The 26561-nt window shown below is 41.3% G+C and carries 9 protein-coding genes; 4 read left to right on the top strand and 5 right to left on the bottom strand.

Translation table 11 applies throughout. The annotated features are described in order from the left end of the window. Window positions 1–2 precede the first annotated feature (2 nt). Together sdaAB and ACL8WY_RS00110 are read right to left on the bottom strand one after the other, a co-directional pair. Complete coding sequence (sdaAB, locus tag ACL8WY_RS00115; RefSeq protein WP_436516193.1) at window positions 3–680, bottom strand: L-serine ammonia-lyase, iron-sulfur-dependent subunit beta; 678 nt, start codon at window positions 678–680, stop codon at window positions 3–5. A gap of 42 nt (window positions 681–722) precedes the next feature. Further along, the gene (locus ACL8WY_RS00110; protein ID WP_436516192.1) at window positions 723–1517 is read right to left on the bottom strand and encodes a thymidylate synthase; all 795 of its coding nucleotides are present in this window, start codon (window positions 1515–1517) and stop codon (window positions 723–725) included. 106 nt (window positions 1518–1623) lie between these two features. Between ACL8WY_RS00110 and ACL8WY_RS00105 the strand changes: the two genes are divergently transcribed. Next, on the top strand, window positions 1624–3819 hold the full coding sequence (locus ACL8WY_RS00105) for an efflux RND transporter permease subunit (protein WP_436516191.1): 2196 nt from the start codon (window positions 1624–1626) through the stop codon (window positions 3817–3819). Then, window positions 3809–4258: a peroxiredoxin gene (locus ACL8WY_RS00100; RefSeq protein WP_436516190.1), complete on the top strand. Its 450-nt coding sequence runs from the start codon at window positions 3809–3811 to the stop codon at window positions 4256–4258. The genes ACL8WY_RS00105 and ACL8WY_RS00100 overlap by 11 nt, the downstream gene beginning before the upstream one ends. Here the strand turns inward: ACL8WY_RS00100 and ACL8WY_RS00095 are convergent, their stop codons facing one another. Further along, a complete protein-coding gene (locus ACL8WY_RS00095) occupies window positions 4259–6712 on the bottom strand; it encodes an ABC transporter permease (RefSeq protein ID WP_436516189.1) in 2454 nt (817 codons plus the stop codon). A gap of 231 nt (window positions 6713–6943) precedes the next feature. On the opposite strand from ACL8WY_RS00095, the gene ACL8WY_RS00090 reads away from it, so the two are divergent. Continuing rightward, complete coding sequence (locus tag ACL8WY_RS00090; RefSeq protein ID WP_436516188.1) at window positions 6944–9463, top strand: DUF7151 family protein; 2520 nt, start codon at window positions 6944–6946, stop codon at window positions 9461–9463. A gap of 59 nt (window positions 9464–9522) precedes the next feature. Here ACL8WY_RS00090 and ACL8WY_RS00085 read toward each other — a convergent pair whose 3' ends face one another. Further along, entirely contained in the window at window positions 9523–10284 is a 762-nt protein-coding gene (locus tag ACL8WY_RS00085) for a hypothetical protein (protein ID WP_436516187.1), read from the bottom strand. 122 nt (window positions 10285–10406) lie between these two features. Between ACL8WY_RS00085 and leuS the strand changes: the two genes are divergently transcribed. Further along, entirely contained in the window at window positions 10407–13172 is a 2766-nt protein-coding gene (gene leuS / locus ACL8WY_RS00080) for a leucine--tRNA ligase (RefSeq protein ID WP_436516186.1), read from the top strand. 66 nt (window positions 13173–13238) lie between these two features. Here leuS and ACL8WY_RS00075 read toward each other — a convergent pair whose 3' ends face one another. After that, window positions 13239–26447 (bottom strand): T9SS type A sorting domain-containing protein, encoded by a 13209-nt coding sequence (locus ACL8WY_RS00075; RefSeq protein WP_436516185.1) that lies wholly within the window; start codon window positions 26445–26447, stop codon window positions 13239–13241. Window positions 26448–26561: the final 114 nt, after the last annotated feature.

Here is a 26561-nt window from a genome sequence, read left to right as displayed (position 1 = left end):
GTTTATTTATCAATATCTGGTATGTAGATGACTTTGTGCACCCACTTCCTTTTCTTTAAATATTGTAAGGTTATTTCATCTATGCCTGAGTCCATTTCAAGAATCAAACATGCTAAATCATTTCGTCCTTTTCTAGATACAGTCATGGTAGCAATGTTGCATTCATCCTGAGATAAAACCTCTGTAAAAAATGCGATGCTTCCTTTGACATCATTTGCTTCTATTATCAGGGTATGCAAACTTGCAGTAAAGTTTGAATCAAACCCGTTTACTTCTTTAATCCGGATAACGCCACCGCCTCTGCTTTCGCCCACTACCTCAACACTTTTGTCTCCTCTCCTTGCAATCACTCTCACGGAGTTTGGGTGCACCGTTGAAGCACTTCCTACCGATTTAAACTTATAGTTTAAACCAGCTTTTTCAGATAGGGCTAACGCGTCTTTGATTCGCTTATCATCTGTATGATAATCCATCAGCCCCGCTAATATTGCCCGGTTGCTTCCATGACCTTCGTAAGTGCGAGCAAACGAGTTATAGAAGATGATTTCAGCATTTTCAGGAACTCCGCCAAGTATTCTATTCGTCACTCGTCCTATTCGTACAACGCCGGCTGTATGCGAGCTTGAAGGACCTATCATCACAGGTCCAATCATATCAAATATGCCGCTACTTTCTGCCATCTCTTCTATACTACTTAGTTGACTACTTTGTGCTTCAAAATGTTACACCGCAACTGCACCTTTTATGTGCGGGTGCGGATCATAATTTACTAACTCAAAATCTTCGAACTTAAACGAGAAAATATCCTTTACGTCTGGATTAATCTTCATCGTTGGTAGTTCTCTTGGTTCGCGTGAAAGCTGTAGTTCTGTTTGTTCAAGGTGATTAGAATACAAATGAGCGTCCCCGAAAGTGTGCACAAAATCTCCTGGCTCCAAATTACATACTTGAGCAACCATCATTGTAAACAAAGCATACGAAGCAATGTTAAATGGAACGCCCAAAAACACGTCTGCGCTTCGCTGATACAGCTGACAGCTTAGCTTGCCTTCCGCTACATAAAACTGGAACAGTGTGTGGCATGGTGGTAAAGCCATATTATCGACATCTGCCACATTCCATGCACTTACAATATGTCTCCGGCTGTTTGGATTATTCTTAATCCCGTCAATCAATTTCTTGATTTGATCAATCTTTCTTCCGTCCGGGGTGACCCAACTTCTCCACTGCACGCCATATACTGGTCCAAGGTTTCCATCTTCATCAGCCCATTCATCCCATATGGAAACCCCATTTTCTTTTAAGTACCTGATATTCTGGTCGCCTTGCAAAAACCACAGCAACTCATGAATGATCGATCTAAGGTGCAATTTCTTGGTTGTGACACAAGGAAATCCCTCGCTAAGATCAAAACGCATTTGATACCCGAAGACACTTTTGGTTCCTGTTCCTGTACGGTCACCCTTTTCGGCACCATTGTCCAGGATATGTTTCATTAGGTTCAGGTATTGTTGCATTCTGTTCGTAGTTTGGTAACAAAATTAACTTTTAAACGAAGAAACTCTGAACTCACGATTAGATAAATATGTCGAGCGGTTAATTACCCTAAAGGGAAAGGTGATAATGACCAGTTTATTGGTATTGATTACGGCCTTTTTGGGCTGGAATCTTCAATTCTTGTCGTTTGACTTTGAGTTTGAAAAGTTTTTCCCGAATGATCATCCGGAGAGCAGAGCCTATGCAAAACACACCAAGCAGTTTGGCTATGACAATGATTACCTGCATATAATATTAGAGGAAAAAGGCGGTCTTTTTAATGAAGACTTTTTAAGTAGAGCAAGCCAGTTTGAAAGAGAGCTAACAAAGATTGAGGATGTAGAGAATGTATACTCTCCGTTATCGCTTCAGCATGTAATCAAAACTCCGACAGGCATTGTCATCTTTCCTTTGATGCATTCTGAGAAACCAACTGCCTATCAACTCAGGCAAGACAGTATTCGGATATTCGGAAACCCATTTTACCGATCTGCATTTAGTGAAGATGGAGACGCAATTAGTATATACCTAAATCACGCACATTTTGGAGATCAAGAGCGGAGCGAAAGACTTCTGAACAGCATCAAGAGCAAGGCTGAAAAATATCAAATCAAAAACATTCGTCTGGTAGGAAAATTAAGTGCAGCTGGTGTGTTTATTTCTTACATCCAAAATGATTTTTCGAAATTCCTTATCGGTTCATTGATATTGAGCTTCGGACTATTGCTTTTGATTTTTCGGAATTTTAAATCTGCACTGCTTCCGTTTCTTATCAGCGTTCTTTCCCTCGTCTGGCTTTTCGGATTTATCGGGATGCTCGGCTTTAAGATAAACTTACTTAGTTCCCTACTTCCACCTATTCTATTTTTCGTCTCCATGTCAGATGCCGTTCACCTGATGAATGCACTTAAGAAATCGGAAAATCCTGATCGAGGTGAAAGATTAAAAAGTGCATTAAAAATTGTGTGGACACCTACCCTTCTGACATCTGTAACAACTGCGATTGGCTTCTTAAGCTTGATTTGGATCAATACAGAGCCTGTCCAATTATTAGGAGTATTCGCTGCACTCGGTATTTTAATAGCTTTTGTAATCACATTCACTTTTGGATTATTAATAGCCTCAATAACCGCCTATAACTCAGATCAGAAAATATTAGAAGTTCCTCAGAGTTGGTTAAGCTTTATCATAAAACAAAAGAGGCCAGTGCTAGCCACACTAGCTGTGATTATCCTCCTGCTTATTCCGGGAATTGGCCAACTTAAAATCAACTCCTATCTATTGGATGATCTTCCAGAAGATTCTCAGGTAAGATTAGATTTCGAATATGCCGACAGTAATCTGGGAGGTTCAAAACCTTATGAGGTTCGTGTAGAAGTAGCCGACACTTCTCTTTCGATTTGGGATAAGAAGGTAATGGATGAAATTGTCAAAATAGAAGAATACTTACTCAATGAATATCCCATTGTCAAAGTTCAGTCACCGGCCACCATAGTTAAGTACCTAAACATGGTGAACACCGGAGGATTGAATCAAAATTATAAGTATCCGGAGGACGATCGAGATTATCGTCAAACGTTGCGACTAAAGGATAGAATTGATCCAAAAAGGTTAGATAAGCTGGTAACTGAAGACAGTCAGGTTGGTAGATTGATTGGCTTCTTTCCTGAGTTAGGATCCTATGAAGCAGACATCAGGAACAAGAAACTGCTTGGCTATCTCAAAAAGAACATTGATAGTCAAACCATTAATTATCAAATTACAGGAACCACATACCTGATTGATAAGAGTCATGAACTGCTTTCAATCAATTTACTGAAAGGTCTATTAACCGCCATTTTAGTCATTGGTGTGATACTGGGCATCTATTTCAAATCCTGGAAGTTGCTCGTCATAAGTCTAATTCCAAACATTATTCCGCTTGTCATGGTTGCTGGTGTATTAGGTTGGCTTGGAATATCCTTAAAAATGACAACTTCCATCATATTCACCATTGCTTTTGGTATTGCTGTAGATGACACAATTCACATGATGAGCTATTACTTAAAAAACAAAGAAGCTGATCCAAAAAAGCGTATGCAATTTACCTTCACGCATGCCGGGAGCGCGATGTTAATTACCTCAATAATTATGAGTGCCGGATTTTCATTGTATCTCTTTTCGAATTTTGGAGCTACCTACTATCTGGGCTTATTTGTCAGCCTCTCACTATTCATCGCTTTGATTATTGATCTTACCGTTCTACCGATTCTTCTCATCCAATTTCAAAAAAATGCTAAATAAGGGAGAGCTGATTCCTGACATCAGCCTTAAAGACAAGGAAGGAAAGATGATTTCACTTTCTGATTACATAGGTTCACCACTCGTTGTTTACTTCTACCCAAAGGATAATACGAGTGTTTGTACAGCTCAGGCCTGCGGCTTTCGAGATCATTATGAAGATTTTCAGCAGGCAGGAGCTGAAGTGATTGGCATAAGCAGTGATAGTACCAAATCGCATAAAGCCGTAAGTGAAAAACGAAAGCTTCCATTTATGCTACTAAGTGACCAGAAGAAGCTCGCTCTGAAAGCCTTTAAAGTACCATCAAGCTTGTTTGGACTATTGCCTGGCAGGGTCACCTTCATATTCGATAAAACAGGAAAGCTTGTTCACAGTTTTAGGGCCGATTTCAAGGCTGACGTCCACATCAAAGAAGCATTAAAAGTGCTAAAGAAGATTTAGTTACTCATCTTTCAAAACTTCCGCTGGATTCATCAAGGACGCTTTAGTGGTTTGGTATACTGAGATTACAATTGAGATGATCAATAGAATACTCAGTGACACAATGAATATATCAGGACCCATATATATACGATATTCAAAGCCAGAAAGCCATATTTCCATAAAGTAATAGGCAGCCGGAGCGGCAAGTACAAATGCGATTAATAAAAGCTTTGCATAGGTTTTTGAAAACAGCATAACAATACTTGATATTGAAGCTCCTAACACTTTTCTCACTCCAATCTCTTTTAGTTTCTGTTCGATAGAGAATACAACGATTCCGAAAAGACCTAAAGAAGCAATAATTATTGTTAGAATCGAGAAGAACGAAAGTACACTTCCAAACCTTTGTTCAGTACGATATGTACTTTCGAAATAATCATTTAGCACGACATGCTCAAATGGCCTGCCTGTTACAAACTGACCCCACTCATTTTCAATGGAAGCTTTCAGCTTTTCAAAGTCTGCTTGCGTAGAATGTGATTTGAGCAATATTCTGGTAAGAGGTCTATTGGCTTGCGCATTTGATTCCGAATGAAAAATAGCAAATGGTTCGATGGGTGAATGGAGTGATGAGAAATTAAAATCTTTTGTTACACCGATGATGTGATATGTGCCGCTCCAATTGGTCACCTTCTTATTTAAGATGCTTTCATCAACCTCCCACCCTATTGTTCTAGCCGCGGTTTCATTAATAATAATGCCATTGATATCATCAGCGAATGACTTCTCAAATCCCCTTCCCACTGCCATCTCAATTTCCAATAAATCAATGTAATTTTCATCACCAAGGACGTAGTTTAATGGCAATGAACCTGCTTCTATTTTATCAGGCACAAATTGATCTCCATTGTATACTTGAAGTGGCACCGCGTCGCACAATGCAGTTCCAACTACACCATCTAGCTTAGCGAGTTCATTTGCAAACTCTTCTTTTGAGTCTGTCCAGTGCACATTTTCAATCGTAAGCAAATTATCTTTCTCAAATCCCATGTCAGCGGTCATGAATAAATTCAGCTGCTTAAAAATGGTAACCGTGCAAATAATCAATAAAAATGACAGTACATACTGAGTTACCAACATTCCATTTCTGATAGCAGCGCCTCCCTTACCGGATCGAAGCTCTCCCTTCATAGCAGAAATAGGTTTGAACCTATTGAAGAACATAAATGGATACAAACCAGCTATGAAACTGACTACTAATACCAACCCTATAACAAAAGTGAAAAGGAAAAATTGATCAATTGAAGAGAAAGATAGATCAGTGCTAAGTGACTGATTTATATGTGGCAATAGATATATTAAAGCTCCTGTTGCTAAAATCGTTGCAATCAAACAATAAGCCAAAGATTCTCCAAAGAAGCGCTGAATGAAGGCTATTTTGCTCCCACCGAGAACTTTTCGCAAAGCCACATCCTGAGCTTTATTGGTAAACTGGGCTGTGCTTAAATTAATGAAATTGATACATGATAATATCAGTAAGAAAATAGCAGATCCAATTAGAGCTGCTACGATAGTTACGTCACCAACTTGGTTGAGTCTGTTATAAATTCCTTTTGAATGAAGGTATATATCTGTAAATGGCTGAAGGTATAGATTCCATTCTTTGCCAGCGGCTATGTATTCATCATACGTGTAGCCCATAACCTGAAGGGTCTTGATAGCATGTTTTTTAGGCAACTCATTCAACTTGCTTTGTACAACCTCAGGACTTGCTTGCTCGTCCAACAGAATAAATGTTTCGAAGGTAGTCCACATCCAACTCCAGTCACTTCGCTTTACACGATCGATACTACCCATTGAAATAAGTATATCGAAATCAATATATGAATTCTCATGAGTTTCTTTGACCACACCTGTCACCTTGTATGACTGACGTATCGGCCCACCTCCTAGATCAACAATCCGACCCAGAGGATTACTATTGCCAAAAAATTGCTTAGCCACACTCTCGGACAATACCATTGTATTTGGTTGATCCAGAACGGTAGATGCGTCTCCATAGATCAATGGGTAAGTGAAGACTTCAAAGAAGTTCGAGTCAGCTGCTAGAACATATTCATCATTAAAAAACTTCTCTTCATTCCCATCCTTGAACCTCACAGGCATTAAATCCGGTGTGTGCACCCGTACAACTTCTTTTGCCTCTGGAATTTCTTGTAAAATGGCATATCCTACTCCAGGTCCCGTACTTGAGAATAAATTTGGATTGTCTTCTCCCCAAATGAATGTCTGGTTCACCCGGTAGATGTGATCTCCATTTTCATGGAAATCATCATAACTCAGCTCGTTCTGAACATACATGTAAATCAGAATAGATGAGAAAAATCCAATAGTGAGTCCAAGGATATTAATAAAGGAAAACAACTTATTCCTTTTGACTGAACGGAAAAACAGTTTGAATGAGGTAAGCATGGTTACTAAAAGTAAGTTTTGACCAATCATACTGCCACAAAAGATGCCAAAAATTGCAACTAGCTATTTATCAACACTTTGTGGAAAAGATGGATTGTATCCTAGTTCAAAAACGAACATAAATTCGAACGCTTTACAAGCTTAACTAATAATTAGAATAATTATATTTTTTAGTAATAATATCACATTTATTAACTTACAGCCAATCGTTTTATAAATCTCACTACCACAATGTTCAAAATCACCTTAAAAACACTCAAAACTAGATTATTACCTCTCTTTTTAATAGCATTATTCTCCTGTGGAGAAGAAGGCACAGAACCAACTGATGGCGTTGATGGAACTGATGGCTTTAATGCTCTTTTAGAAGTACAAAATGAAGCGCCCGGAACTAACTGTTCGGAAGGCGGAGTAAAAATTAGCGTAGGTCAAGACGATAACGAAAATGGAATTCTGGATGACGCAGAAGTAGCCTCAGTGAGCTTTGTCTGCAATGGAAGCAGCGGTGCTGACGGAAGTAATGGTGAAAATGGTGCATCACTCCTAGCTAGGACTACCGCCGAAAATCCTGGAGAAAATTGCGAAAACGGCGGCACACTAATAGAAATTGGCGCTGACGCAAATGGTAACAATTCCTTAGATAATAACGAAGTTCAAACCTCCTTTTTTGTATGTAATGGACTAGATGGTGCCGATGGCAGTGGTGCGGGTAGCAATGGCCTGACCAGTTTGATCAGAGTCACTGAAAGCAGTTCTTGCTCAAATGGCGGCATCACTATCGAGCTCGGTCTTGATACCAATGATAATCTGGAATTGGATGATGATGAAGTTGATGCAAGCTATGATATATGCAATGGCCAAAACGGAGCAAATGGCTCTAATGGTTCCAATGGTTTATCAACCCTTTCGAGTGTAACCACAGAACCTTCAGGTTTAAATTGCGAAAATGGCGGTCTCAAAATTGAATTGGGCCTTGATATGAACGGAAACGGGGTTTTGGATAACGACGAAGTAGTTTCTGAAAATTATGTCTGTAATGGAAGTGACGGGACAGATGGAAATGATGGCAGTAACGGAGCGGATGGTTCTTCTAGCATAACACGCGTTTCGACAGAAGACCCTGGAGACAACTGTACCAATGGCGGTCTTATGATTGAAATTGGGATGGATGATGTAACTCCAGATGGAATTTTACAAAATGATGAGGTAGACTACACCTATTATGTCTGCAACGGAGCAGATGGGAATGATGGATCAGATGGCAGTGATGGAAGCGATGGCTTTAACTCTCTAATTAGAACAACTACAGAAGCACCTGGGGCAAACTGCTCTAACGGTGGAATTAGAATTGATATTGGTCTTGACACCAATCGTAATGGTAATCTAGAAGCCGGAGAATATATGGGCAGCCCGCTCTATATATGTGATGGTGTAGATGGCACCAACGGAACTGACGGAACAGATGGGCGCAACCTCATTGTAGTGACCGATACGGACGTAACCTGTCCAAATGGTGGAATTGAATTTACGTTCGGATACGATGATGACAATAATGGCACAATCGATGAAGTTTTAGAAACCGCTTTGATATGCAATGGCAACAATGGTTCGGATGGCAATGATGGTTCCAATGGACAAGATGGGCTTAACTCAATCGTCCGATCGACCGCTGAAAATCCCGGTGGAAACTGCGCAAATGGTGGAACATTAATTGAAGTTGGAATAGATGACAACAGAAATAATGTTCTCGATGCTCCTGAGGTAGACACCTTCTTTTATATCTGCAACGGTCAGGATGGAACCAATGGAAATAATGGTAACAACAGTTTGATAACTGTCAGCTCATTTTCAGGCAATCAAAATGGCTGCACCAATGGTGGACTAATAATTCTGTCAGGAATCGATGATAATGGTAACGGCACATTAAACGCAGGAGAAATTGACGCTACTGCTTATGTATGCAATGGTGATGATGGTACTGATGGATCGGACGGTAACTCAGATGGTGTCTTCGAATTCTACTATCAAGAAGGATTTGATTCCTACACCGGAGTACTTGATGTATCCATATCAGATAAAAATCCTACTGAGACAGGTGAGACGTTTAGTGTAGATCGAGGCACAACAGACAGTCATGGGCTCGTTTTGTTCCCTGAGTTAGAAAAACTGAGCGATTTAGTAGGCGAAGAGTTTCAGATTGTGGAGGCGATCCTCTATCTGCGTGGAGTATCGGGGCGTCTAGATGGCCAGACGGAAGGCAATTGGATTGGTGTCAAAACACTATTATCAGATGCACCACTTTTTGAGGAAGATGCGGTGAATTGGACACGAGCAAACGGTGCTGATGAAAACTGGGCGTTACAGGGAGTAACCTCTCAAGATCAAGATGGAAATGCTAACGGGTATTCAGATATGTTCCAACTTCCCCCTACCGGGAACTTCGCATTCGATGGTTATATCCCGTTGCAGCTAAGTATAACTGAAGTCACTGCGTGGACTGATAAAGATTCTGGCAAGGAGGCAAACAAAGGTCTTGTACTATTGATGGCTAATACCGGAATTCAATACGAGTTGGATATTTTCACCTCGAGCTATGACAAGGACACCAACTTCCGACCACTATTATATATCAAGGTTAAAACTGGTGTTAGAAGTAGATCTACAAGATCTGAAGAAGAATATCGATCCAAGTGGGAGTCCATGAGTTACAAAGAGAAATTAGCTCCTCTAATGAAGAGAATCAACAAATAATTCCTAACCTAATCCTTTAGAAAAGCCCCTCAGTTTTGCAGGGGCTTTTTTGTTTTCTATCAAAAACCACCAATCTTCAATGTGATGAAGTAGTTCAATTTATCGAAAGCATCAGTCTCCGTATTAATCAATTCCATATCCTGCGTAAACCGCTTACTCATACCCATCGCCAATCTGAAATTACGACTGATATTGAACTCTAAGCTGGCGCCAGGTTCGATATACCAGAACACATCACTGTCTACTTCTTTGTCCAGTGGAGCAGGCATTGTATTGTCTTCATTGGTGCGATGATATCCCAACCAGCCAGCACCTCCGGAAACAGGAAAAGTTATATGAACAACTTCATTTGAAAAGAAGATAAGTTCAAGAAACATACCTCCATAGCCACCAAGAATGTTTACTTCTCTCCCAGCCTCTATATCATCAAACTTTGCTGTTGGTATGATACCATGACCTTCGACACCTATGGCCAAGGTCCGGTTGATGATCCATCCACCTCGTAATCCCCCAAGCACTAGTGATTCATCTCTGAATTTCGTACTCCTAAAAGATAAGGCTCCAAACCCACCACTATGACTCATAGAACCACTCAAAGTCTTAATGTCTCTACGCCTTTCCTTCCTTCTTTCAGGCTCTGTGCTTTGGTAATATATAATCTTGGGCGTGTCGTCTTCCTGTTTAACTTCCGGCTTCTCTGCCGGTTTAGGAATTGTATCTGCTACAATAATCTTTTGCTCGGTCTTTGCACTGTCTCCCTCCTGCGCTAGCAATGTGACCGAAATCGCTAAAGTGATCGCTAAAATCCAAAGTTTTTTCATTCCTTCTTATTAATTGAGTTTGTTTGATCTAAGGACAGGTAAAATATGTAATGGTTTCCTCAAATTATAAACCTACTTTCTTATTCGCATCTTTTACCTTTGCGAGCTTTAAAATTCAATAAATGGCCGAATACAATTTTCAAGAAATCGAAAAAAAGTGGCAACAGTACTGGAATGACCACAAGGTATATGAGGTTTCGAACGACTCGGATAAACCCAAATATTACATACTCGATATGTTTCCATATCCATCCGGAGCAGGGCTCCATGTAGGTCATCCATTAGGCTATATCGCCTCGGATATTGTCTCTCGGTTCAAAAGACTCAATGGGTATAATGTACTACACCCAATGGGATTTGACAGCTTCGGCCTGCCCGCTGAACAATATGCTATTCAAACAGGTCAACATCCGGCTGTTACTACAGAAGAAAATATATCCAGATACAAAGAGCAGTTGAAGGCACTGGCTTTCTCCTACGACTGGTCAAGGGAACTTAGGACCAGTGATCCAACATTTTATAAGTGGACGCAATGGATTTTTAAACTAATCTATAACAGCTGGTACAACCAAGATTCAGATAAAGCTGAATCAATTGACGCGCTTATTGCTTTACTTGAAAAAGAAGGAAATGCTCAAATCAATGCAGCTTGTGATGATGACACACCAATTATATCAGCAGAAGATTGGCAAGCTTATTCTGAGAAAGAAAGACAACTATTCCTATTAAAATATAGACTAACCTATCAAGCTGAAACGACTGTGAACTGGTGCCCGGCACTAGGTACTGTGCTTTCAAATGATGAGGTAAAGGATGGATTCTCAGAGCGAGGCGGACACCCTGTGGTAAAGAAAAAAATGCCCCAGTGGAGTATGCGAATTACTGCATATGCTGATCGACTATTAAGTGGATTGGATAAAATTGATTGGCCAGAACCTATAAAGGAGATGCAAAGAAACTGGATTGGCAAGTCCTATGGAGCTGAAATTGATTTTGAAGTACACGGATCTGATAGTAAAATCAGGGTCTTTACCACACGCATTGACACCATCTATGGAGTAACCTTTATGGTTGTAGCTCCTGAAAGTGAATTAGCTAAATCATTGACAACTACTGATCAGAAGAATCAAGTAAATGGATACATTGAAATAGCGAAGAATCGTTCTGAACGCGAGCGAATGAGCGATGCTAAAAATGTAACAGGAGTATTTACCGGAAGTTATGCGATTCATCCTTTTTCCGGAGATCGACTTCCAGTTTACATTGCCGATTACGTACTGGCGGGCTATGGCACAGGTGCGGTTATGGCCGTTCCTAGCGGCGACCAGCGGGATTTCGATTTTGCTAAGAAATTTGATCTTCCAATTCCTCTTATAAATGATGCTCAGAACTTGACAGAAACTGAAGCTGATCCTACCAAAGAAGGCAAAATTATCAACTCCGATTTCTTGAATGGCCTCACACCCGCTGAAGCTATGGAACGTGGAATTCAGGAAGTTGAAAAAAGAAATATTGGAGTAAGGAAAGTAAACTACAAACTAAGAGATGCAATCTTTGGCCGCCAGAGATACTGGGGTGAGCCTATTCCGGTATATTATGAAGATGGCATACCAAAGTTGATTCCTGATAAGGACCTTCCATTGAATCTTCCAAAAGTTGATGAGTACCTACCAACCGAAGATGGTGATCCACCGTTAGGTCGAGCAACCGACTGGAACTACAAGGGACACCCTTATGAACTATCCACAATGCCTGGGTGGGCCGGAAGTAGCTGGTACTTCCTCCGATACATGGATCCTGATAATGAGTCAGAATTCTGCAGCAATCAAGCAATGAATTACTGGAAGGATGTGGATTTCTATTTGGGTGGTAGCGAGCATGCGACAGGTCATTTACTTTACTCACGCTTTTGGACCAAATTTCTATACGATTTGGAAATCATTGAGGTCGACGAATTTGCAAAGAAATTGATCAATCAAGGAATGATTCAGGGACGGTCAAACTTTGCATATCGCGTGAACGGTCAGAATAAGTTTGTCTCGAAAGGACTAAAGAACCAATATGAAACCACTCCTATTCATGTCGATGTATCCATTGTAAAAGATGATGTTTTGAATATTGATGCTTTCAAGAAGTTTCGAACAGATGCTGAAGGAGCTGAATTCATTTTGGAAGACGGCAAATACATATGTGGCTGGGAAGTTGAAAAAATGTCAAAATCCAAGTACAACGTAGTAAATCCGGATGATTTGATTGATCGATATGGGGCAGATACTCTACGCATGTATGAAATGTTTCTCGGCCCGATTGAGCAAAGCAAGCCATGGAACACCAATGGCATTGAAGGTGTATATAAGTTCCTCCGCAAATACTGGTCGTTGTTCCATGATGACGACTCGCTAAGCATTAGCGATGAGGAACCCACCAAAGAGGAATTGAAAATCCTTCATGGAACATTAAAGAAAGTCGCTGAAGATATAGATACCCTATCGCTGAATACATCCGTAAGTACGTTTATGATTGCTGTAAATGAACTCTCAGCATTGAAGTGTAACAAAAGAGCAATACTGGAACCTTTAACTATCGCGTTATCGCCATTTGCTCCGCACATCTCTGAGGAAGTTTGGCACCTACTAGGTAATGAATCAACAATTGTTGAGGCGGATTATCCTGTATTTGATGAAAAACACTTAGTCGAAGACAGCATTGAGTACCCGGTTTCTGTTAATGGGAAAATGAGGGCTAAAATCAATTTCCCTGCGAATGCCAGTAAAGAGGAAATTGAGAAAGGAGCACTCGCCAATGAGGCCATCCAAAAATGGATGGATGGCAAAGACCCAAAAAAGGTCATTGTCGTTCCGAATAAGATCGTGAATATTGTGATATAAGTGTAAAATTAGATCAACAAAAAAGCCCCGATTGGAATCAATCGGGGCTTTATTTTATGGTTTTCGTTAATGAACAATCATTACTCGTTTAACTCGTTGCTTTTGATCTTCACCATACAAGTGAATGAAATACATTCCAGAAGGAATTTCTGAAGTCTGAACTGTTAAGATTGCTGTACCTTTATCCAACTCACCTTTTAACACTTCTCTACCTGCTTGATCAAAAATCACCCACTCAGTATCTTCCTGAAGTCCATTGGCAAACTCAATCATAACTTCTTTATCAGCTGGGTTTGGATACACTTTAAAATCGACTAAGTCTTCAAGGCCTAGTACATTGTTTGTTAGACCAGTAGCCAAATCAAAAGATGCTGCCTGATAAATTTGCTTTGTATTCAAGTCTTGGGCGTAGGCAATCACGCGTATATTGGATGGATCAAACATGTTATTAATTGGCCAAGTGATTGTCTCTAAACTTCGCGTCCCTCCAACAGCAATTGGCCCTGGTTCATACTGACCAGCAGCAGATGGCAACAACTTACGCATGACATTTTGAACAGAGGCTCCTGCTGCATATAATCCCATTGGACTTGTTAGAGTGACTATCGGCTCAACTACAGCTACATGCAATGCAATTTTATCTCTTGCACTAAACGAAGTGGTAGCAGTAAAATCGGCATCTACAACAAGATTACCATCTGCATCTACCGAAGCATCAATTACAATATCAAATGCCGGATTGTTCAATCGTGCATTCGCCAGTTTGGCATTCAGCAATGAATAGGTGTTTCCATTGATATCCACATAGTTCGCATCACCGGCTATTGATAGATTAGGTACATTTCCTACTCCATAAAATGCAACTTTAGCTCCAGGGCCTGTGGTATTTTTCTGATTAATTTGATCCAGATTGGTGCCATTATTAGCCAAATCTGTAAAGTAGTTGATTTTCAAAATATCAGATCCAGCGTATTGCGGCCTGGAATTCACAGAATCGTTTACAACAAGACTTGGTGCACTCCATGTAGAGGAAAACAGTTCTAACAAGACAACTTGATTTCGTTCGTAAAGTCTAACAAAATCAAATCCGAAACCATTGGTTGTTTTAGCACCTGCCTGAGCAGATAAAGCAAATCTAAATCGTACATAAGCACTTTCCGCCGGATCAATCTCAATCGGCGAAATGGCTTCTTGCCAATCACTATTCAGGGCCCAACCTACTTGGGCATTATTGCTTGCCGTTGCTGATCCTGGAGCAACACTACCAGGAGCACTAGAAATGGCTTCTCTATTGTACCACCCTGGAGTTGAAGCTAAGCCTTCATCTTCCAATGCTGCATTGTAAGTACCTACTGTCTGCCAAGTTCTTCCATCATTTGTTGAAACCTGAAAAACTACTCCATCCCTGAAAGTCTCAAAATCTTCATAGCGAAGGAAACTAACTGTAGGTGCTGTAAATTCACTTAAATCAAAAGAAGGTGAGTACACAAAAGAAACTTCAGATTCTTGGTACCCATTGGATCCGCCTGGAGCTGTATAAACAGCTCCAGACCCATCGATACTGGCAGCTGTTCCAGGAATAGAAGAACCCCTAGTCCAAGAAGATGCTGTATCATAATAGTTCTTTCCATCTAATGACAATGAATCAATTAACCAGCCTCCTTGAGTACCTGTTAGATCAAAAGAAGCAGCGGTCTCAAAGGATTCTGAATAGCCATTTGAAGCATTAAACCCAGTATAATGTGGCAGCACTCTTACAGTTCTCGTTAGAGTCACATCGCAACCAGCAGTTGTATTCATTGTCAAATTAATTGTATGATCTCCTGACGCAGCGAAGCTATAATTAAAGTTAAGTGGGAAAGTAGGATTTGGTACGCTTAGCTCAACATTACCATCAATTTCCAACTCAACAAGATCCACATCACCATCGGGAAGCGTTGGATTGTCCTCTGTTATTGTGAAATCAGTACCATTTGTGTTGCCAGCGGTAATTCCTACCCACGAAATAGCCGGAATAGGTTCCGCACCCACTGTGATGGACTGATTCTGTATACTCGCCACACAACTGGTTGAGAATCCGGCACCAATGTAAGTAGCAGTTACTCCAAAGTTAGCCGTCAGCTGACCGCCAAAGTCGTAAGTAATACGTTCGTCATTATCATTCCCATCTTCATCAATAACGTCCACACCATTCACTTCCTGACCATTTACAAACCAGGTGAATGTATAATTACTTACTCCATCCGTCATATCAACAAACAACTCCACACTCGACGTGGCACATGTACTTGCCGTTTGTATAGCATCCCCTGTAAATCGTGGGCGTGGATTCACAAAGAAGTCTCTTGTAATGGTGTTTACACATCCATTTGCATCTTCATATACATACTCAATTGTATGCTGTGATTGTGGCAAAAACTCATCACCAGGATTCGTCCCATGATAGGTTGCGGCATTAAACACCGCTTGACCATTAGAAGAGACTTGGGCTCCATCAATTCGTATGATATTCTGAGCACCTCCATTTAATGCCAATCCACTTCCTAAATCAAGCCCTTGCAATGCAATATTGATATCATCATAACAAAACTGAAGATCATCTATATCAAGTCCATCAAGTGTAATTGAAATATCCGGATCCGGGTGAACAACTATAGTTTCAATTACCGTATTCGTACACGTAGTAGCTATTCCTTGATATTCCCTGCTTGGATCTTGATAAACTATGGTAATCTGATGATAAGTAGAAGGACCACCCACTAAGCTTCCAGGTGCATTGAGGGTCACGTCCGTATGCCACGCATCTAAATCAACAGTTGGAAGACTTCCAGTTCCTGATGCGATTTGGACTGGCGTTAGATCATCATCACTATAAGAATCTACAGACCAACTAACAACATCACCAACACTAACAGTGTTAGTTGCCACATCTCCATCAACAGTCGCATCTGTTAAACCTACGATTGGATCTGTATCATCTGCGCAATAGGAAGAAAGTGCAGTTGAGCCTGAGGTAAAGAAATCTTCAATACCTGTGATATCCAGTTCAGGTAAATTTTGAAGCACATGTACTTCAGTGAAAGTCTCAGAACATCCATTTAGATCAGTTACAACCACTGAAATATTTAACGTAGTTGAAGCAGGCACAAACTCAATCGTATTATCTAATCCATCAGTATTAAGATCCGTAACCGATGAACCACCAACTGTCCAGGTAAATATATAACCTGAGTAATCATCCTCTTCTATGCTGCTTGGATCAGGATCTGCTGGATCTATGATTTTAATTTCTGCTGTAACCGCAGCTGATCCTTCGCAAAAGTCAGTTATGCGTATGTAATTAGTGGCATTTGATTGCGCTAAATCGGATGTTGGTAATCCAGTGACCTCTAAAACTTCCGGTTCTGGATTAATAAACAATACTTGAGATACTGTTCGCTCACAGCCAAATCCATCGGTATAACTTAGGCTAACATCAGACCCTGCGGTTCTATTTAAATACTTAGCATCTGTACCTGTAACACCATGAGCGGCGTTATGCTCTGCTGTTGGATTAAAAGTACCTTGGCCTACATTTGAACCTAAGTTACCAGTCAGATCACTTGTAAATTGTCCAGTAATAAGATTTACCGTATCAATAATACCGGTATTGTCATAAATATACTGAACTCCTTGAAGTGCTACATTGCCATCTTCATAGCAAAACTCATCTACCAATGCAGGGTCATTAACATCTATTCCATTCACTTCAAAACTAATGTGCGGGTCAGGATATATAGTAATTACTTTCTGAACAACACCTGTACATAGGGTGGTTGGATCTGTATAAGACATTGTAACTACATGAACAGTAGGCTCTCCTCCTACAGCCATAGTTCCTGCAACTGCGTCATGTAATGCAATTAAATTTACAGTAGGTAAACTATCCAACTCAACTCCTCTGTCTACCTCCGGTGTACCTATTGCTATATAAGTACTTTCGAGATATGAATCAATTTCAAAGTCAACATTAGAAGTATCAGAAAGAGTAACACCAGCTCTTAAGGCAATATTCAAGTCGCCGGACATATCTCCAATTGGATCGTCATCTCTACAGTAAGAATCACTGATCTCAGTATCAAGGTCATCAACAACAGTAAGTGCATCTTGCGGAGAAATATCGATTCTCACAAATGTACTTTCACTTTCAACTCCGCCAAACACATCAATATCAGTCACTTGGATAACTTCAAAGTATCTATTGATTGTTGTAGCTGGATTTAGTCCTGCCAAACCCAGTTCAGAGAAAGTTGCTATACCACTACCATCTGTTGCTAAAAGTGAACCTCGGGTATCAAAAGAAGCGTTTGAAACATACCATCTAAACTCTCTTGGTGTGGCCGCATTTGTAGCTTCAGTAGCTACTAACCGAATATCTGACTCCAATTGATCTGTACAGATTGAATAGAAATTATTTGCAGAAGCATCCAGATCTGGAAAGTCCGGTGTGCCGAGACTTCCTGTTGAATTATCAGATGCTACACTTGGCTGAAGCTGAATAGCGTGAACGGTTAATGTAACAGGTAGTGGAGTAGCACTTTGGCTTCCATCAAAACCTCGAGAAGCGATGGCATTGTCTACCCTAGTCAAGTAGTAAGTATACACATCATTCACCCCATCATCATTTCGGTCTGTGACTAATCCGCCTGATGTCGTGAGCTGTTTGGTGCCGTCCACTTTAGCGTCATCTAAAATATCTTGTGTCATGGAACCGCCATTAACCAATACGGCAATGGTGTCAGTTCTAGTTACATCTTCATACCAGATATAATTGTCCATCCCCTGGCTGGCTGTATGTGTAATATTTGCGAGTGCATCGCCCTCAGCCACGTGATATTCATCTGTCAAATCATTGAAATCTACAGTGTCTGCATTTGTAGGGGCCAATTGTCCATAGATATAAATATTCACCGCCGAACCTTCACATCCAGCAAAGTTGGAAGTGAGATTTATGTTCGAAGTTTGACTTACCGTATATCGATAATTGGGATTGAAATTATCAAACAACTGAGTAACAGTTAAGGTGCTTCCACTTGATCCTCCGGTGACAACCTCACCAACCTCAAATTGGGTGGTTGATGTAAATCTGATAAAAATATAATTGCTACTATAATTTCTATACACTACAGCGGTAGCTCCGCTAGTCCCACCAGTTATGGTCTCACCTATTGTAAATGGCACTGGAATTACAGCTGAGGAATAAATATATCCGATGTGATCAATGGGTAGTGTTGATAAAAATTCATTACTCAAAACACGACGAGTAGCATAATTAGTAACAGTAGTTGTGGCTCCACTAACAGATCCAGTGATACCTTCATTAATAAACGTACCTGTAACATCTCTAATGGCTATTAAAGAACCTGACCTGTAGTGTACTGTGCCAGTAGCACCACTTGTACCCCCTGTTACAACCTCACCTTGAATAAAGGTCCCTGAGCCTCCGGTCACGGTCAAAAAGTAAAGATTTGAGCCGATTATTCCACCGAAATATACCGATGCATTGTAAGTTTCATCACCCGCACTAATAGGATCAAAAGCAAGTGTTGCGGGGTTAACACTTGACGCTCTAGGCAAACTATAATCCAAGAAAATATTAGAACCTGACACAACTTCAGAAGGCCAAGCAGATAAATCAGTATTTGGAGCATCGGGAATCGGATAAACCTCAACGGAAACCAAACGATAATCAGATTCGCAACCGTTCGCATCGGTTGAAGTGAAATAGAAAATATCACTTTGCTCGGTCCATCTTCCACTCACCGTAGAAAGTCCTACTTGGGCCGGTGTAACAGAGGTCAGGCCTGTTAAACCACCTAATAGGTTACGATTCTCATCATACCATCTTACAGTATTCAAATCACCTGTGACAAAATTTGCTGCTATATCTCCAACACAATATTCTAGTAAGTATTCATTATCTTCTACCACCCCTGGCTCATTAGCTACATTGTCAACAAAACCTATCGCTCCACCACCGGCAAGGGTAGCAGCATCTAAAGTAGGTGCTGGAGTATCGGCATTTACATTAACTACAATATCGTATCTTCCAATACAACTATTTGGTGTCAAAGCTTCGGTATAATAAGTTATCCTGAATTGACCTACATCGTTTGCATCTACTGTAGAGTTTTGGTTTGGATCAGATGGGTCAAAATCATTTACAATGCCGTAAGGACCTGTTGATGTAAAGTCTTCGTACAATACATAAGATGCACCATTCCATCTGTAAAGTTCGTATCCATTGACAATTGGTTGGTTCGTTTCACCATTATAGGTAGGAATCGGATTATCTGGATTGTTGTCGTCTACAGATTCCACATAACTTGTTGTCCGATTAATGGTGAATGGTGTATCATCTTCACAATATGCCGCAGAAACATTAGTAAGGGTTACGAACGGCTCTCCATACACCAAGAAATAATTGAAAGCGTCTGTTCTTTTTACCCCAAAGGCATCAATAATTACTCGGGCAAATCGAATGTTCTCAAAATCACCATCTGGTATACCCAATAAATTTAAGTCTAAATCATATTCGTAAGGAGTAGCAGAACCCGAATAACCACCTGCCTGAACAGTGGGACCATCCAAATTGAAGTTTATTCCGTTATATCGCATAGCTATTACATCTACATACTGGATGTAAGGATTTGTAAAGGTATTAGGAGCATTAAAGCCTGTGTTATCCCATGTAAGTGTCAGAGTAGAACCATCATAACAGTACTCCTTGGCAGGAGGACCTGTGAAGATTTCGGTTTCAGGTTCTACCGTAAATGTCACGATGCGCGAAGTAGATGCTCCTGTTGCATTATTTGTGATGTCATAAGTAATTGTGTGTGCTTGTGGACCTCCCGCTCCATCATCACCAGCAATAGCTGGATCAAAAATCACTAGAAGCGGGTTAGGTGAATCCCCTGGATTTGTAACAGTAGTACCTGCTCCTGATACATTGACAGTATGACCAGCAGGATTGCTTAAATAAATAGTATCAGTATCATCAGTTACGATAAAAATTTGATCAACAAATGTACTGTCGACTGGTCCAGTTGTTGGATCATCATCACTAAATAGAAGCAATTCAAATTCCAAAGGTGGGCTATCACATGTTCCGTCATTGTTTGCTACAAAATAAGTGTATAGCCCTTCCGCAGAATTCAATTGTGCTTGATTAGCTGTTACACCTGTATGTTCGGGAGTGCCATCGAATACATTCTCATACCAATTTACAGTAGTTGGTGCTTGATCTGTGGCATCTAAAGTGAAATTAAGACCTGATCTAATTGTTAATGATGCTACATCATTGGTGGTATACACAGCTTCATCAAGCGAAGAAATTGTTGAAGGTTCTATTTCACTTACAAAAGATGAAAAATTGGTACCTGTAGTTAGAAGGTTAGCTGTTCCTCCGTTTCGTTCTAGATCGCCACTTTGTCCACCAGACGTTGCTTGAACTTCTAATCCATTTATTCTCAAATCATCTAAGCCATCATCAACGCCATCGTAAGTAATAGTCAAACGAAGTGTAACCGAACCCACATATGAAAATGCAACAGAGATATCAACTAAACTACTTCCTGTGGATGTTACTGTTGCTCCAGTATTAAACTCAAATCCATCAGGTAAGGTAAGGTTTATTGTACCAGATGAGCTAAAATCCCCATTTCCTGTTTCAACAATCTGAATTTGTCCCAATGGCTGATATCCATCTGAGGTACACATTGTTAGCGGTGATCCACCATCATTGGTAGGATTAATTGTAGCACCTCCGTTTATCGTAAGCTCATTGTTTGTTATATCTGTACTTGTATTGCCGAATGGATCCACACCAATAACAGTAACTTCATAATTACCTAAAGCTCCAAGCGTAAATCCTCCGGGTGCTGAACCAGTATTACTAAAAGACCAGGTGCCATCTCCGTTATTAGTTGCTGCTCGCGTAAATGTGCTTACGTTCACCAATACAGTCGCATTGGGATCGTCTATATTACCACTTAGATCCGGACTCGCATCGGTAGTTGCCAAAACGTCTACATCACTAAATGGTGCTGCTCCATCCGAAGTATTCGTAAAGGTTTGAGCTGGGTTGTCAGCAGACCCAGCACTCAGATCTTGGAGAATTGATGCTGAAACAGTAACATCTGGAGTAATGTATGTGTCCCCAGAACCACTTTCATCCACAGTAAGAGTAACATCAGGTGAAGCTACTGAGAACCCTGCACCTGGAATGGTGTAGCCTCCAGACAGGCTGAAGTCCGTATCATCAATACCGAGATCAGCGAAAGCTTCAGAGAAAGTCACGGTGATTTCATCTATCTGACCGTTTAAATCATTGTCTGCTGTTAATGCACTTAGAATGACAGGGCCTGCAGCATCAACAGGTGTAATGGTACCTCCGTCGACAGCATTACCACTCGGTAAATAAGATGCATTTACTTCTGCATCATCCTCTAGGGTCCCTGCCGTGTAAACCAAATTCCCGAGAACAGCAGTTCCGGAATAACTATCAAAAAGTAGCCTGAATGTGTCGTCATTTGGCGTGGTGCCTGTATCAAATCCACTTGGAACGATGGAATTGAATTGGAACTCTGAAAGTGTAACTGTCGCATCTTCAATTCCATCCGGCATAACAACTTCCACTTCATCAATATTTCCATCATTGTCAACATCATAGGCTGTAGCGGTAGCATTATCAAAATCTTCAGCAACTTGATCTGGTAGTGTAAACACGAAAGTATAGGAACCAATCATGGTTGACGCAGTAGATCGTCCATTGATCTTACCTGAACTCGCATTCGCAGGTCCAAAGGTGTAGGTCTCCTCTCCCGTCCAAGGGCCATTATCAATATCATTGACATAAAACCTGTGCTTTGTACCATCATAGTCAATGATATTACTCGCATTTGCCGTACTAAACCTGATTTCTTTATCCTCATCTGTAGCACCTCCGGATCCATTATTTCCTGCACGTAATTCGATATCATTATTACCATCTGAATTTACAAATACAAGAGATCCATTTGCATTATAAGTTGCGCACAAATCATCGTTATCATCACATAGCGCTGTACCATCTGTCCAGTTAGCTTGCTCATAAATACCATTTGCAGAGTTGGCAAGTCTTATGGATTTATTCGTAGCAGATCCGTAGACACCATCTGAAAATTCCAATTCAATATATCCTTCGGGCGAAGAGGTTGTTACCCATATAGCATCTACTATAGTGACGACATTATTAACATCGTTCACTTGAACTGGCCCAACAAATTCACCATCTACCAAAGGATTACCTGCAGCATCTTCAATTGTTGTACCGTCAGTATCAATCACTACGTTATCACCTACATCATAAGCAGATGGAACGGGACCTACGGTTAAAGTAAATTGAATGGTGTCTTCTGGACTCGCAAGAACAGTACCAGCGGCATCTGTCAAAGAATTAATAGTTATCGTGGTGGTTGGAGTTACATTAGCTTGGTTTTCGTTGAAATCTGCAAGCAATGGTGTACCTCCTCCAACTCGTTGAATAGTTTCAGAGAACACAACTTCCAAAAAGGAGTTGGTTGGTTGGAGTGTGAAGTCATACATTACCGGTGGCGCGCCATCCTGAGTGGTCGTAAAATCTTGAGCGGCTGTTAACGCATTATTCGAAGGTGCCAGATCCTCAATGTCTGCAATCCCCAAATTGATGTCAGGTGTAACACCCGTATCTGGACTTCCTCGTTCGGTTAATGTAATATCTGCACCATTTGTCCCGTTCGCAGCTACGCTCGCCACAGTGTAGGTATATGCGCCATCAGTTACGATAAAATCATCGGAACCTCCATCAGTATCCAATGTAGCCCCGTCAATATCCTCAGAAAATGTAACAGTAATCTGATCTACTTCACCAGAGGTACCTCCAATATCTGCTGTAACAGCAGAAATGATAACCGGTGGAGCTAGATCAATTGTAGTTAATCCACCGTTGCTCAAGGCTAAATTTCCTGCTTCGTCAGCAAGACTACCAGCTGTATATGCTATGGTTTGATCTGTAGTTCCGGTGATCGTGACAAGAAGAGTAATGTAGTTATCTGTCAAACTTGCATCAACTCCGTTTCCTGCAGGGAAACCCGCGCTGAAAACGGTAAATGCAGTACTGCCAAGACCAGTTCCTGCAATATTAAAGTCAATATCACTAACAGTCCCTTCATCTACATCCTCAGAAAACTCAACTAGTATCTCATCAATTGATCCATTGTTATCTGTATCATAGAAGGTTGCATCTACGAAAGTAGGTGATTGAGTATCGATCACAAATCCTGGTGAACTATCTCCAACATCTGCTATGCCCACTACATCCGTAGCCCCACTTGCAGAGGCTACATCTGCAGTCTCCGAACCAATCTCTTCGGCTGTGCCATCATGGTTAAATGTCTCCGTCCATACGGTATTTCCAACACTCCAGGCTCCATCAGCGGCCGAAGTGAAATTCACACTCGAACTGAAAGTAATAGCTGGATTGGTAGCCGGGTTCATCGGCTCATCATACGTCACCGTTACAACCTGTGTTAAATCACTCTGAAAGATTGGGTCACTGTCTACGGTGACAGTGGCTGTTGGTGCTTGTGTATCCAGTACAAAAGCAGGTGAACTATCTCCTATATCTGCATTGCCCGCTACATCTGTAGCGCCACTTGTTGAAGCTACATCGGCAGTCTCGGTGAATGATTGTTCTGATGTTCCATCATGGTTAAATGTCTCCGTCCATATGGTATTACCACCACTCCAGGCTCCATCGGCGGCTGAAGTGAAATTTGCACTCGAACTGAAAGTAATAGCTGGATTGGTAGCCGGGTTCATCGGCTCATCATACGTCACTGTTACCACTTGTACCAAATCACCAGGGAATATCGGATCGCTATCTACTGTAACTGTTGCTGTAGGTGATTGTGTATCGACAACAAATCCAGGTGAACTATCTCCTATATCAACATTGCCTGCAGCATCTGTAGCGCCACTTGTTGAAGCTACATCTGCAGTCTCTGAACCAATCTCTTCGGCTGTGCCATCATGATTAAATGTCTCCGTCCATATGGTATTACCACCACTCCAAACTCCATCTGCTGCCGAAGTGAAGTTTGCACTCGAACTGAAAGTAATGGCTGGATTGGTAGCCGGGTTCATCGGCTCATCATACGTCACTGTTACCACTTGTGCCAGATCACTCTGAAAGATTGGGTCACTGTCTACTGTAACTGTCGCTGTAGGTGATTGAGTATCGATCACAAATCCTGGTGAACTATCTCCAACATCTGCTATGCCCACTACATCCGTAGCCCCACTTGCAGAGGCTACATCTGCAGTCTCCGAACCAATCTCTTCGGCTGTGCCATCATGGTTAAATGTCTCCGTCCATACGGTATTTCCAACACTCCAGGCTCCATCAGCGGCCGAAGTGAAATTCACACTCGAACTGAAAGTAATAGCTGGATTGGTAGCCGGGTTCATCGGCTCATCATACGTCACCGTTACAACCTGTGTTAAATCACTCTGAAAGATTGGGTCACTGTCTACGGTGACAGTGGCTGTTGGTGCTTGTGTATCCAGTACAAAAGCAGGTGAACTATCTCCTATATCTGCATTGCCCGCTACATCTGTAGCGCCACTTGTTGAAGCTACATCGGCAGTCTCGGTGAATGATTGTTCTGATGTTCCATCATGGTTAAATGTCTCCGTCCATATGGTATTACCACCACTCCAGGCTCCATCGGCGGCTGAAGTGAAATTTGCACTCGAACTGAAAGTAATAGCTGGATTGGTAGCCGGGTTCATCGGCTCATCATACGTCACTGTTACCACTTGTACCAAATCACCAGGGAATATCGGATCGCTATCTACTGTAACTGTTGCTGTAGGTGATTGTGTATCGACAACAAATCCAGGTGAACTATCTCCTATATCAACATTGCCTGCAGCATCTGTAGCGCCACTTGTTGAAGCTACATCTGCAGTCTCTGAACCAATCTCTTCGGCTGTGCCATCATGATTAAATGTCTCCGTCCATATGGTATTACCACCACTCCAAACTCCATCTGCTGCCGAAGTGAAGTTTGCACTCGAACTGAAAGTAATGGCTGGATTGGTAGCCGGGTTCATCGGCTCATCATACGTCACTGTTACCACTTGTGCCAGATCACTCTGAAAGATTGGGTCACTGTCTACTGTAACTGTCGCTGTAGGTGATTGAGTATCGATCACAAATCCTGGTGAACTATCTCCAACATCTGCTATGCCCACTACATCCGTAGCCCCACTTGCAGAGGCTACATCTGCAGTCTCCGAACCAATCTCTTCGGCTGTGCCATCATGGTTAAATGTCTCCGTCCATACGGTATTTCCAACACTCCAGGCTCCATCAGCGGCCGAAGTGAAATTCACACTCGAACTGAAAGTAATGGCTGGATTGGTAGCCGGGTTCATCGGCTCATCATACGTCACCGTTACAACCTGTGTTAAATCACTCTGAAAGATTGGGTCACTGTCTACGGTGACAGTGGCTGTTGGTGCTTGTGTATCCAGTACAAAAGCAGGTGAACTATCTCCTATATCTGCATTGCCCGCTACATCTGTAGCGCCACTTGTTGAAGCTACATCGGCAGTCTCGGTGAATGATTGTTCTGATGTCCCATCATGGTTAAATGTCTCCGTCCATATGGTATTACCACCACTCCAGGCTCCATCGGCGGCTGAAGTGAAATTTGCACTCGAACTGAAAGTAATAGCTGGATTGGTAGCCGGATTCATCGGCTCATCATACGTTACCGTTACCACTTGTGTCAAATCACCAGGGAATATCGGATCACTATCTACTGTAACTGTCGCTGTAGGTGATCCTTGATCCAATGTTATTGCATAGTTATTATTGGTCGCAGCTACTGGGGTGCCTAGCGGATCATAAACTGCTGCGACAGTGAAAGGCCCATTTGCCTCACCTGAAATATCTAAGTCCACCATCCATGGGCCATCGGCTCCTGTAATAGTAGCATCTTCGGTTACACCACCTATTGTGACCCGAACAATTGTACCATTTACAGCTCCACTACCACTTGTACCAGAAATGGTAACCGTACCAGCCTCTGCAGCATTTACAATATCGTCTCCCTCTATGGATGAGTCTATAGTAATTGTTTGAGCAAGCCCTGAGTAAGTGAGTGTAAATAAGAAAAGAAGGGTGGTTAAACAGCTGATTTTTCTCATGACAAAGAGTTAATTAAGCGATAATTCAAAATAGTTACTTCTAGGTGGTACCAAACTATAATTTACTTTAAAACTACGCAAAAGTGAATTTCCCGAAAGGTTTATTTAATTCAA

The sequence above is a fragment of the Ekhidna algicida genome, from assembly GCF_051379705.1.
In the GTDB taxonomy this organism is placed as follows: Bacteria; Bacteroidota; Bacteroidia; order Cytophagales; family Cyclobacteriaceae; genus Ekhidna.
The sequence above is the reverse complement of the archived record's forward strand: the minus strand, read 5'-3'. Positions and strand labels throughout refer to the sequence as shown.